The organism is Paenibacillus shenyangensis (assembly GCF_000346635.1).
In the GTDB taxonomy this organism is placed as follows: domain Bacteria; phylum Bacillota; class Bacilli; order Paenibacillales; family Paenibacillaceae; genus Saccharibacillus; species Saccharibacillus dauci.
Window position 1 is genome coordinate 56,606 of record NZ_AOIG01000031.1, and the last position, 11,090, is coordinate 67,695.

16 protein-coding genes are annotated in these 11,090 nt (G+C 42.8%); all 16 read left to right on the top strand.

Translation table 11 applies throughout. The features are described from left to right. Window positions 1-2 precede the first annotated feature (2 nt). The 16 genes from map to H065_RS0122695 all read left to right on the top strand — a co-directional run bounded on the left by map (window position 3) and on the right by H065_RS0122695 (window position 10,945). Window positions 3-755 (top strand): type I methionyl aminopeptidase, encoded by a 753-nt coding sequence (map, locus tag H065_RS0122620; protein WP_017815383.1) that lies wholly within the window; start codon window positions 3-5, stop codon window positions 753-755. A 9-nt stretch (window positions 756-764) separates the two neighbouring features. After that, a complete protein-coding gene (locus H065_RS0122625) occupies window positions 765-1,061 on the top strand; it encodes a hypothetical protein (RefSeq protein WP_017815384.1) in 297 nt (98 codons plus the stop codon). 13 nt (window positions 1,062-1,074) lie between these two features. Beyond that, window positions 1,075-1,290 (top strand): translation initiation factor IF-1, encoded by a 216-nt coding sequence (gene infA, locus H065_RS0122630; protein ID WP_017815385.1) that lies wholly within the window; start codon window positions 1,075-1,077, stop codon window positions 1,288-1,290. A 116-nt stretch (window positions 1,291-1,406) separates the two neighbouring features. Continuing rightward, entirely contained in the window at window positions 1,407-1,520 is a 114-nt protein-coding gene (gene rpmJ / locus H065_RS0122635; RefSeq protein ID WP_003333770.1) for a 50S ribosomal protein L36, read from the top strand. A gap of 22 nt (window positions 1,521-1,542) precedes the next feature. Continuing rightward, complete coding sequence (rpsM, locus tag H065_RS0122640; RefSeq protein WP_017815386.1) at window positions 1,543-1,908, top strand: 30S ribosomal protein S13; 366 nt, start codon at window positions 1,543-1,545, stop codon at window positions 1,906-1,908. 16 nt (window positions 1,909-1,924) lie between these two features. Continuing rightward, window positions 1,925-2,320 (top strand): 30S ribosomal protein S11, encoded by a 396-nt coding sequence (rpsK, locus tag H065_RS0122645; RefSeq protein WP_017815387.1) that lies wholly within the window; start codon window positions 1,925-1,927, stop codon window positions 2,318-2,320. A 133-nt stretch (window positions 2,321-2,453) separates the two neighbouring features. Beyond that, window positions 2,454-3,398 (top strand): DNA-directed RNA polymerase subunit alpha, encoded by a 945-nt coding sequence (locus H065_RS0122650; RefSeq protein WP_017815388.1) that lies wholly within the window; start codon window positions 2,454-2,456, stop codon window positions 3,396-3,398. A gap of 34 nt (window positions 3,399-3,432) precedes the next feature. Then, window positions 3,433-3,798 (top strand): 50S ribosomal protein L17, encoded by a 366-nt coding sequence (rplQ, locus tag H065_RS0122655; protein ID WP_017815389.1) that lies wholly within the window; start codon window positions 3,433-3,435, stop codon window positions 3,796-3,798. Between the two features lie 149 nt (window positions 3,799-3,947). Next, window positions 3,948-4,736, top strand: coding sequence for a tRNA pseudouridine(38-40) synthase TruA (gene truA, locus H065_RS0122660; protein ID WP_017815390.1), 789 nt, complete (start codon window positions 3,948-3,950; stop codon window positions 4,734-4,736). Window positions 4,737-4,971: 235 nt separating this feature from the next. Continuing rightward, on the top strand, window positions 4,972-5,409 hold the full coding sequence (rplM, locus tag H065_RS0122665; RefSeq protein WP_017815391.1) for a 50S ribosomal protein L13: 438 nt from the start codon (window positions 4,972-4,974) through the stop codon (window positions 5,407-5,409). A 19-nt stretch (window positions 5,410-5,428) separates the two neighbouring features. Continuing rightward, entirely contained in the window at window positions 5,429-5,821 is a 393-nt protein-coding gene (rpsI, locus tag H065_RS0122670) for a 30S ribosomal protein S9 (RefSeq protein WP_017815392.1), read from the top strand. 583 nt (window positions 5,822-6,404) lie between these two features. After that, window positions 6,405-7,097 carry a phosphoadenylyl-sulfate reductase gene (locus tag H065_RS0122675; RefSeq protein ID WP_017815393.1) on the top strand — a complete coding sequence of 231 codons (693 nt, stop codon included), beginning with the start codon at window positions 6,405-6,407 and terminating at the stop codon, window positions 7,095-7,097. Window positions 7,098-7,320: 223 nt separating this feature from the next. Then, window positions 7,321-8,490 (top strand): sulfate adenylyltransferase, encoded by a 1,170-nt coding sequence (gene sat / locus H065_RS0122680; protein WP_017815394.1) that lies wholly within the window; start codon window positions 7,321-7,323, stop codon window positions 8,488-8,490. Window positions 8,491-8,690: 200 nt separating this feature from the next. Further along, window positions 8,691-9,803, top strand: a complete 1,113-nt coding sequence (gene salA, locus H065_RS0122685) for an iron-sulfur carrier protein/transcriptional regulator SalA (RefSeq protein WP_017815395.1) — start codon at window positions 8,691-8,693, stop codon at window positions 9,801-9,803. A gap of 133 nt (window positions 9,804-9,936) precedes the next feature. Next, a complete protein-coding gene (locus tag H065_RS0122690; protein ID WP_017815396.1) occupies window positions 9,937-10,554 on the top strand; it encodes a stage II sporulation protein M in 618 nt (205 codons plus the stop codon). Between the two features lie 160 nt (window positions 10,555-10,714). Continuing rightward, a complete protein-coding gene (locus H065_RS0122695; RefSeq protein WP_017815397.1) occupies window positions 10,715-10,945 on the top strand; it encodes a hypothetical protein in 231 nt (76 codons plus the stop codon). Window positions 10,946-11,090: the final 145 nt, after the last annotated feature.

An 11,090-nucleotide genomic window follows, 5' to 3' on the forward strand; every position in this document is an offset into this window, starting at 1 on the left:
GAATGATCATTTGCAAATCCGAAACAGAACTTGGCTTTATGCGAGAAGCAGGGCGAATCGTAGCGGAAACACACGCTTTGATCAAACAGTCTATCGAGCCAGGGATTACAACGGAAGAGCTCGATCAACTTGCGGACCGTTATATTCGCAGCCAGAATGCCTTGCCATCGTTCAAAGGATACAATGGTTTTCCTGCCAGTATTTGTGCTTCGGTGAATGAGCAGCTTGTTCATGGATTCCCAAGCAAACGCAAACTGCAAGAAGGCGACATCGTTACTTTTGATATTGGAGCTCAGTATCAGGGGTATCACGGTGATTCGGCGTGGACCTATCCGGTAGGACAAATTTCTGACGAAGCGAAGCGTCTTTTGGAAGTCACAGAAGGGGCTTTATTTGCAGGACTAGACCTGGTAAAACCGGAGGTGCGTCTGTTTACAATATCACATGCGATACAGCGTTTTATTGAAGATGCCGGGATGTCAGTCGTACGAGAGTATGTCGGTCACGGGATTGGAACCAAATTGCACGAAGATCCGAAAATCCCGAATTATGGGATCGCAGATCGGGGTCCACGGCTAAAACCAGGAATGGTTCTCGCAATTGAACCGATGGTGAATGTTGGTGGGCAGCAAGTGAAAACGTTGGAAGACAAATGGACAGTAGTTACGGTTGATGGCTCACTGTGTGCCCATTTTGAACATACAGTTGCGGTTACACCGGACGGTATGGAAATTTTCACAAAACTTAACGCGTAGGTGATTGTTTTGAAACTAGGGACATCCCCGCAGGTCGGTCAAGTTGTGAGAGTTTCGAAGGGAAAAGGAGCTGGCCAACCTGCTGTAATCATTGCAATATCGGATGAGAAATTCGTGTATATCGCCGACGGAAACAAACGCAAGTTTGATCAGCCTAAGAAGAAGAATCTGCTTCATCTGGAGCTGATGCCGATGGTGAGTAGCGAAATCGTAGACAGTTTGCAAGAAAGCGGACGGGTCACAAACGGAAAGTTGCGTCATGCAGTTGCCAAGTTTGTTGAATCTGCCGAAAAAAATACGGTTTAAGGAGGAACTCATTGTGGCTAAAGAGGATGTTATTGAGGTAGAAGGCGTGGTTCTTGAACCATTGCCGAATGCAACGTTCAAAGTTGAGCTGGAAAATGGTCACCAGATTCTTGCTCATGTTTCCGGTAAGCTGCGGATGCACTTTATCCGTATTCTGACTGGAGATAAGGTGGTAGTTCAACTTTCACCTTATGATTTGACAAAAGGTCGTATAACTTATCGTAAATAAAACACAAATGCATAAATCTATGGTATAATAGATACTTATGTGATATAAATTTGTGGTGCAGATAATATGCTGACGAAATAAGTTTTACGGTAGTAAAACTTGAGGAGGTAATTAACATGAAGGTAAGACCTTCTGTAAAGCCCATCTGCGAAAAATGCAAAGTCATTCGCCGCAAAGGGAATGTAATGGTAATTTGTGAAAACCCTAAGCACAAACAAAAGCAAGGTTAATTAATCGAGGAGGTGTAGCGTAATGGCACGTATAGCTGGTGTAGATTTACCACGTGATAAGCGCGTTGAGATCGCCTTGACATATATTTTCGGAATCGGTAAAACGACTTCCCAGAAAATTCTGAGTGGTACAGGTATTGACTTTAACACTCGTGTCCGCGATCTAACTGAAGATGAAGTAGGAAAACTGCGTGAAGCAATTGAAAGTACAAAGGTTGAAGGTGATCTTCGTCGTGAGATCTCTTTGAACATCAAACGTCTGATCGAAATCGGATGCTACCGTGGTGTTCGTCACCGTCGTGGTCTGCCGGTTCGTGGACAACGTACTAAAACAAATGCTCGTACACGTAAGGGTCCTCGTCGTACAGTAGCGAACAAGAAGAAGTAAGGGAGGTTAATGAGCAATGGCTAAAGCTAAAAAAGTCGTACGTACTAAGCGTCGCGACCGTAAAAATATCGAATCTGGCGTGGCACACATTCGTTCCACGTTTAACAATACGATCGTTACTATTACGGATCCTCATGGTAATGCCATTTCCTGGGCTAGCTCCGGCGGTCTTGGATTTAGAGGTTCCCGTAAGTCCACTCCATTCGCAGCACAACTGGCAGCTGAAACAGCAGCTAAAGCAGCTATGGAACACGGCATGAAAGCTGTTGAAGTTATGGTTAAAGGTCCAGGTGCTGGACGTGAAGCAGCAATTCGTTCTCTGCAAGCAGCTGGTCTGGAAGTTAACCTGATTAAGGATGTAACTCCAATCCCGCATAACGGATGCCGTCCACCAAAACGTCGTCGCGTATAATCGAAGCATGTCTCTTCAATGTGGTCATACTCCCGGAGATGCATTTATGCTTGCCGGGGACTACTGCATGTCTATTGAATAAAGTTTTAGCGACAGTTTCACCGAAGCGACGTTTTGAAGGAGGGATATTGCAGTGATAGAAATCGAAAAGCCGAAAATTGAGACCGTAGATGTAAATGATGAAGGAACCTATGGCAAGTTCATCGTAGAACCTCTCGAACGTGGTTACGGCACAACACTTGGCAATTCACTTCGCCGGATCTTGCTTTCTTCTCTTCCGGGAGCAGCGGTAACATCCGTACAAATCGATGGTGTATTGCACGAGTTCTCAACGGTTCAAGGAGTAATGGAAGACGTTACGGAAATTATTTTGAACCTCAAGGCCCTTTCTCTGAAAATCCACTCTGATGAAGAAAAATTGTTAGAGATTGATGCAGAAGGAGATGGAGTGGTCACTGCAGGAGATATCCGTGCTGATAGTGACGTGGAAATCCTTAACCCGGATCTTCATATTGCCACTCTGGCTCCAGGTTCTAGACTCCACATGCGTATTTTTGCAAATCGTGGACGCGGTTATGTAGCGGCAGATAAAAACAAACGTTCTGATCAGCCTATCGGCGTGATTCCGATCGATTCGATTTATACTCCGATCTCCCGTGTTAACTATGGTATCGAAAATACTCGTGTTGGCCAGGTCACGAACTATGACAAGCTGACTATCGAGATCTGGACAGATGGAAGCATTCGTCCGGAAGAGGCAGTAAGTCTGGGTGCCAAAATTCTGACCGAGCATCTGATGCTGTTCGTAGGTCTGACCGACGAAGCTAAAGACGCTGAAATTATGGTCGAAAAAGAAGAGGACAAAAAAGAGAAAGTGCTCGAGATGACTATCGAAGAGCTTGACCTCTCTGTACGTTCTTACAACTGCTTGAAACGTGCCGGCATCAATACGGTACAAGAACTGACTACTAAATCCGAAGATGACATGATGAAAGTCCGCAACCTGGGACGTAAATCTCTTGAAGAAGTTCAAGAGAAGCTTCAGGAACTGGGTCTTGGTCTGCGTCAGGAAGAATAGTCACTTAATTATTTAAAGAAGGAGGGAATACAATATGGCATATCAAAAATTGGGTCGCAACTCCAGCGCTCGTAAAGCACTGTTCCGTGATATGGTAACTGACCTGTTCTTATATGAGCGTATTCAAACGACAGAAGCAAAGGCAAAAGAACTTCGTTCTATCGCTGAAAAGCTGATCACCCTGTCCAAGCGTGGAGATCTGCATGCTCGTCGTCAAGTAGCTGCTTATGTACGTCGCGAATCTCTCGATGGTGGACAAGATGCAATTCAAAAATTGTTCTCTGAACTGGCAACTCGTTATGCAGAGCGTCCAGGTGGATACACTCGTATCCTGAAACTGGGACCTCGTCGTGGCGACGCTGCACCTATGGTTTACCTTGAACTGGTAGACCGCGCGTAACATGCAGATAAAGAAGGGTGGACAGGGTCATCGGATTCTGACAAAGCCCTTTTTTTCTCTGTCTGGATAAGTTACTGGTATCAAGATAAAGGAGGGAGCTCCACTAGGGGCTCCCTCACTTTGTATGTGTATATAAAGGTGTGAGATACATGCGTAATCTATGTATGACCGTAAACTATGATGGAAGTCGTTATAATGGCTTTCAGACACAGCCGGACGGGAATACCGTACAAGATCATTTAGAAAAAGCTATAGCAACTCTTATTGGCGAAAAGCCGAAAATCCATGGCTCAGGGCGTACAGATGCTGGAGTACATGCAGTAGGCCAGGTATTTAACTTTATGACAGACTCCCCTATACCTGCAGATCGCTGGCCTCTGGCCCTTAACGGCCGTCTGCCCAGGGATATTGTTGTGACAGGGGCTCAGAATGTTCCACTGGAGTTTCATTCCAGGCGCTCTGCCAAGCGCAAAACTTACCGGTATACGATCAATGCGAATCAGTATGCTGATGTATTTTTGCGTCATATGCAGCTGCATCATCCGGCTAGACTGAATGTTCAGGCAATGGAAGAAGCTTTTCATCACTTTGTAGGAACCTATGACTTCACTTCATTTGCTTCTCGTTATTCCCAAAAGCAGAACCATATTCGTACGGTACTGGAGACGAGACTAGAGATTGATTATTCTCAGACACGTCCTCATACAAGAGACCAGGGAATCCTGCATTTTTATATTACGGGTAATGGCTTTTTACAGCACATGGTACGGATTATTATGGGAACACTCATTCAGGTAGGAGAAGGCAAGCATAAGCCGGATGCCATACCAGGAATGATTGCAGCATGCGATCGCAGCGCTGCAGGTCCTACCGCTATCAGTAAGGCGTTGACGATGTGGGGAGTACACTATGATGACGTTAATTTTCAAGATAAATGATCCAATAAAAAAAGTCTGAAAAAAGGTTAAATAGTGCTTGCTTAACGCTGATTCATCCTGTAAAATAAAAGTTGTGTTTTCTTAGAGCTATCCCACAGCCCCCTAAGAAAATTACATTACAATTGATATAACCAATAACTATTACAAATGTAACATTGTGTATTAACAACACAAACAAAGAACGATCATATATGAAAATGAAAATTTTCAAAAGCAGACTAAGGAGGAACTTCTCATGCGCACGACCTATATTGCGAAGCCAAGTGAAGTAGAACGCAATTGGCACATTATTGATGCTGAAGGTAAAACACTTGGCCGTCTGGCAAGTGAAGCCGCAGCACTGATCCGCGGTAAACATAAACCATCTTTCACACCTCACGTGGATGGCGGAGATTTCGTTATCGTAATCAATGCTGAAAAAATTCACCTGACTGGTAAAAAACTGCAAGACAAAAAATACTATCGTCATTCCATGCACCCAGGTGGCCTGAAAGTGACGAATGCTCAAGAATTGCTCGCTAACAAACCTGAGCGTGTAATCGAAGCAGCTGTACACGGTATGCTTCCAAAAACTCGTCAAGGTAACGCAATGAAGCTGCGTCTGAAAGCATACGCTGGCGCAGAACATCCACATGCAGCACAAAAACCAGAAGTTTACGAACTTCGCGGATAATTAAAAGGAGGACAGTTTCATGGCACAAGTACAATACTATGGGACAGGTCGTCGTAAACATTCGGTAGCACGTGTTCGCCTTGTACCGGGTGAAGGACGCATTGTCATCAACAAACGCGACATCAATGAATATTTCGGTTTGGAAACTCTCAAACTGATCGTTAAACAACCACTGAACCTGACTGAAACACTGGGCAGCTACGATGTAATCGTACTGGCTCATGGCGGCGGTATCTCTGGTCAAGCAGGAGCAATTCGTCACGGTATCTCCCGTGCATTGCTGAAAGCTGATCCAGAACTTCGCGGTTCCCTGAAAAAAGCTGGATTCCTGACTCGTGACCCACGTATGAAAGAGCGTAAAAAATACGGTCTTAAAGCGGCTCGTCGCGCACCTCAGTTCTCCAAACGTTAATTTTCATTCAAAAGTCTTTTCTCTCTTGCAGAGGAAAGGCTTTTTTATTTGTGTATTAAATCTCAGTTCTATACTTGTCATCAGAAATCTATACATGTTATCAGAAAGATAAATCATGCACTATTGTATACAACCTGTGGAAAAAAGAAGTGGTTAATCATACAGTAAATAAAATGTAGCCTGGAATATGTGTATAAGCCTGTGTATAAGAGGAACGCAAATAAAGAAAATATCCTTATTAAGCTATTTATCCACAACTCATATCTCCTCGCAAATCCTCATACAATAAAATATATAATTACGAATGAGAAAGTATTACTCATTGATTTAATATTTTTAAAAGAAATTTCAAGATTGTCTTGAAGAGAAGGATACAAGCTACTATAATATACTTATAATTCTTAGTTGTTTAGTCGGTTTAATTCAAGTCTCATTTAATTTGTGTAATTATGAAGTTAATGTCCTAGGTGAGTTGGGCATTCATGAGTAAAGTCCGGTTCATCGATCTTCCTAACAAGAGATGAATAGCTCATGAGTACTTTTTTCCAAATTGAAAAAAACTAATTTAGATGGGGGAAATAATATGAATCTGTTGGAGAAGGAAGAGCTGGCTAGAGTTAAAGCAGAAGAGTTGGAGCATGCATCAGCGGAGCAAGTGATTCGTTGGGCCGTAGATAATTTTGAGAGTCTTACTTTTGCCTGCAGCTTTGGAGCAGAGGATGTAGTTATTGTAGACATGCTGCAGACAATAAGCCCTTCTACAGATATTTTTTACCTCGACACTGACTTTCATTTCCAAGAAACGTATGAGACACGTGATCGTATGGTAGAACGTTATGGTATTAATTTTGTCAAAGTAGCACCAAAACTAACACCAGAAGAACAGGCAGTTGCTCACGGAGAGTCTCTTTGGACAGTGGATCCGAATGCATGCTGCAATATACGTAAAGTAGAGCCATTAACCCGGATCCTTTCCCAATATGATTCATGGATTACTGGTATTCGCCGGGATCAGGCGCCTACACGTGCCAATGCCAAGAAGGTTGAATATGATTACAAATTTGGATTAATGAAGTTTAATCCGATTGCAGATTGGACTTCAGAAGATGTATGGCAGTATATTCGCGATAATGATATCATTTATAATCCTTTGCATGATCGTCATTACCCTAGTATTGGTTGTGAACAGTGTACTCGTCAGGTAATGCCTGGTGAAGATCCACGAGCAGGACGCTGGGCGGGATCCGAAAAGACAGAATGCGGTTTGCATAAATAAGTACCTATAAAATATCGATAGTCTTGTCGGACTTTTGCCTTTGTTCATAGAACACATTATGCTATTCCCTTACAGCTGAACAACGGTCTACACATAAATGATTTATTTTAATTGTAAATGGACCCTAAATACTGATAGTTAGCCGCTATGCCTATTCGGATAAGTATAAAATGATCCAGTATTGAAGTGCTAGTACTCATCACATAATAAGGGAGAGACCCAGATGACGAAGATTCTGCCGCATGGAGGTCAGCTGATTAACCGACTTGTAGAAGGACACGAAAAACAACAACTATTGGAACAAGCCAGACAATGGAAGCAGATTCCTATTAATACCTGGACAATATCGGATCTTGATTTGATCGCAGTAGGTGCCTTTTCTCCATTGGAAGGATTTATGGAAGAACAGGACTATCACTCTGTATTAAAAGATATGAGACTCGCTAATGGTCTGGTATGGAGTATACCCATTACCCTTGCCCTGGATGAATCGATCACTTCCGAATTGGCTATTGGAGAGAAAGTTGCTCTGGTCGGAGAAACAGATAAAGTCATTTATGGAATATTGGAAGTTCGTAGTATTTATCAGGTAGATCAGAATGAAGAAGCTGTCCAGGTATTCCGCACCAATGATCCTGAACATCCAGGCGTGAAAAAACTGTTTGGCAGATCTTCTACTTATGTAGGTGGGCCGGTACAAGTGCTGCAACGTCCTGTACCGGAGAAGTTTAGTGAATTCTATTATGATCCTTCCCAGACACGCCAAATTTTTGCTGATAAAGGCTGGAAAACAGTAGTAGGGTTTCAGACTCGTAATCCTGTTCATCGCGCTCACGAGTATATTCAGAAAAGTGCGATGGAGATCGTTGATGCGTTATTCCTGAATCCTTTGGTAGGAGAGACCAAGTCAGATGATGTACCGGCAGATGTGCGTATGCGCAGTTATCTGGTATTACTGGAAAACTACTATCCTCAGGATCGTGCTTTTCTGGGAGTATTCCCTGCCGCTATGCGTTATGCAGGGCCGAGAGAAGCTATATTCCATGCTATGGTCCGTAAAAACTATGGTTGTACTCACTTTATTGTAGGACGGGATCATGCAGGTGTAGGTGATTATTATGGAACCTATGAGGCACAGGAGATATTCTCCAACTTTACAGCAGAGGAACTCGATATTACCCCCCTCTTTTTTGAACATAGCTTCTTCTGTACCAAATGCGGTAATATGGCCTCCAGTAAAACCTGCCCACATCCCAAAGAGCAGCATTTAACGTTGTCAGGTACCAAGGTAAGAGCGCTACTTCGAGAAGGTAAGTGTCCACCACCTGAATTTACGCGTCCAGAAGTTGCGGAGATTCTGATCGAAGGTATGGCTGAGCGCATTCCACAGTAAGATAATTGATCGAAAGCTCTAATACCTGTAGATATGCAGGAGATTAGAGCTTTTTGGTGTGTTTTGGTGAATACAGATAATCTGAAGGCCAGCTGAACCATTCGCTAAGCAACCGTATACAATGCTATAATGGCAATGATTATGGGTACGCTGTATATATAGAGGTATATTAATTTGATCTGATAAGGAGTGCACCATTCATGCTATCAAGAGAATATGTACTTGAACTATTAAGCAAAGTTAAAGACCCAGAGTATGATTTCCCACTCCTGGAAATGCAGTTAATACGGGATGTAATGATCAAGGAGACCCGTATCTCATTGACCGTAGTCAGTATTGAACTGGGACAGGAGTATAAAGATACGGTAGAGCAGGCAGTACGTCAGGCTCTTCAGATTGTACAACCGATTGATATTCATATTCGATTCAGAGAGCCATCAGATCTTGAAATGGAAGCTGTCAGACGTCTATTGTCACCCGAGGAAGCTTCTTCACCTACCGACGAAGAGATCGAGCAGAAAGGGCATGCAGCAGGTCTGGAGAATCTCTCTATTATCAGTGAGAATTCCGGAGTACGTTTTATTGCAGTAGCAAGTGGCAAGGGTGGAGTCGGAAAATCTACAGTAACTGTCAACCTGGCTGCTTCCCTTGCTAGACTTGGCAAAAAAGTAGGCGTTATTGATGCAGACATTTACGGATTCAGTGTACCTGATATGATGGGAATCGAAGAAGGTCCTGTTGTAGAAGAAGGTCGTATCCAGCCTGTAGAACGATTTGGTGTCAAAGTCATGTCCATGGGCTTCTTCATCCGTGAGAATAACCCTGTGATCTGGCGTGGACCGATGCTGGGAAAAATGCTACGTCAATTTTTTGCAGACGTAGATTGGGGAGAATTGGATTATATGCTGCTTGACCTTCCACCCGGTACAGGAGATGTAGCACTCGATGTGCACCAAATGCTGCCACAAAGTAAAGAGATCCTGGTAACCACACCACATGCTACAGCTGCTTATGTTGCTGCAAGAGCAGGAGCTATGGCACTGCAGACCAATCATGAAATTTTGGGGGTTGTCGAGAATATGGCATACTACCAGACACGTGATGGGCAGAAAGACTATGTGTTTGGCAGAGGCGGCGGTGGCATGCTGGCAGAGAACCTGCATACGGAACTGCTCGCTCAGATTCCACTGGGTGCGCCAGAGAATCTGCCGACCGATCCAGAGTTTTCACCTTCTGTCTACAATAATGAGACTGAGATTGGTCAGCTATATGAGGAACTTGCTAAACGTGTTATTCAGAAATATGAGCAGTAACTATGTTTGAATAACCATTTAATATCTTTAAATAAATACTAAAGTATAGAGAGACAGGGATAAAGGAATCCATCCTCCTGTCTCTTTATCTTTATCAATTCAATCAGGTATATAACCGGAGAAAGGAGCAACCATGTTCTCATTACGTACGTTCTGGAATGATCTTCGTATCAACAAAACGATGCTTCTGGTATCGCTTGTTTTATTTATTATCGGTATTATCGCAGGTGTATGGCTGGCAGTACCGTTAGGGGAATATTTGGAGAAGCAGCTAGAACAACTGCGTGGAGTCACCCAACAGCTGCAGCAGAGCAATAATGTAGAACTCAGTTACTTTATATTTATCTTCTTCAATAATGCAATCAAAAGTATACTAGTCATTTATCTTGGCATTTTTCTTGGTATTTTTCCGGTTATCTTTCTGGTGATGAATGGGATGATGATTGGATTCCTTGTATATTCCCGCAATATGGAGGGAGTAGACATAGTTACTCTTATTGTAAAAGGTCTACTACCACATGGCATTATAGAGATACCGGCTATTCTGATTGCTGCAGCATACGGTCTGAAGTTCGGGAAGCTCATTTTGGATAGTCTTACTACATGGGATAGCGCAGCACGATACAGACTAAAAACAGAGCGTAAACAATTTATAAGATCAACCATTACTGCTTCATTTTGGCTTGTAATTATGCTTGTTGTAGCTGCCGGGATAGAAAGTACAATAACTTATTGGTTGGTACGCAGCTAGAAACCATGGATTTTTAAGTAAATGCAGTTACAAGCATACGGAATTAGGTTAAATCATCACTATCTAGACTGCTATGATATGACTGGCAATAATTTAACAATCAGACAGCCAGCAGCAAAGGTTAATATATAAAGTGAAGGGTTACTAGGGAGGACTACGTATGCTTGGAATGTTATTGAATGAGAGAGAATGTAAAGAAATGGCCTATGTCCTAAGAAAGGAACTGGACGAAATGCTTTTTGATCTGAGCGATCAGCGGCTGAATAATGATATTCGCCAGGCTATTGATAAACGTTATAAAACCATCTTCAAAATGTATGCACGATTTGCCCCGCAAAAAGAACTGGCCAAATACGTCCGCAGTGCAAGATACCCTCAAGCAGAAAATTAATAACGAGTCTTGACGACCAACAATTATGTATGATAAATTGGATTTCGCACCAATTGAATACAGGTTGTATTCAGGAGAGTAGATGGTTAAAACTCTCCTTCAAAACACTGAATTCAAGTCACAAAAAAGTGTTGACGAAAATAAA

Coding starts and splice junctions, on each gene's coding strand:
- H065_RS0122690 (WP_017815396.1), top strand. CDS start 9,937: ATGTTCTCATTACGTACGTTCTGGAATGATCTTCGTATCAACAAAACG.
- map (WP_017815383.1), top strand. CDS start 3: ATGATCATTTGCAAATCCGAAACAGAACTTGGCTTTATGCGAGAAGCA.
- H065_RS0122675 (WP_017815393.1), top strand. CDS start 6,405: ATGAATCTGTTGGAGAAGGAAGAGCTGGCTAGAGTTAAAGCAGAAGAG.
- rpmJ (WP_003333770.1), top strand. CDS start 1,407: ATGAAGGTAAGACCTTCTGTAAAGCCCATCTGCGAAAAATGCAAAGTC.
- truA (WP_017815390.1), top strand. CDS start 3,948: ATGCGTAATCTATGTATGACCGTAAACTATGATGGAAGTCGTTATAAT.
- rplQ (WP_017815389.1), top strand. CDS start 3,433: ATGGCATATCAAAAATTGGGTCGCAACTCCAGCGCTCGTAAAGCACTG.
- salA (WP_017815395.1), top strand. CDS start 8,691: ATGCTATCAAGAGAATATGTACTTGAACTATTAAGCAAAGTTAAAGAC.
- rpsM (WP_017815386.1), top strand. CDS start 1,543: ATGGCACGTATAGCTGGTGTAGATTTACCACGTGATAAGCGCGTTGAG.
- sat (WP_017815394.1), top strand. CDS start 7,321: ATGACGAAGATTCTGCCGCATGGAGGTCAGCTGATTAACCGACTTGTA.
- rplM (WP_017815391.1), top strand. CDS start 4,972: ATGCGCACGACCTATATTGCGAAGCCAAGTGAAGTAGAACGCAATTGG.
- rpsI (WP_017815392.1), top strand. CDS start 5,429: ATGGCACAAGTACAATACTATGGGACAGGTCGTCGTAAACATTCGGTA.
- rpsK (WP_017815387.1), top strand. CDS start 1,925: ATGGCTAAAGCTAAAAAAGTCGTACGTACTAAGCGTCGCGACCGTAAA.
- H065_RS0122695 (WP_017815397.1), top strand. CDS start 10,715: ATGCTTGGAATGTTATTGAATGAGAGAGAATGTAAAGAAATGGCCTAT.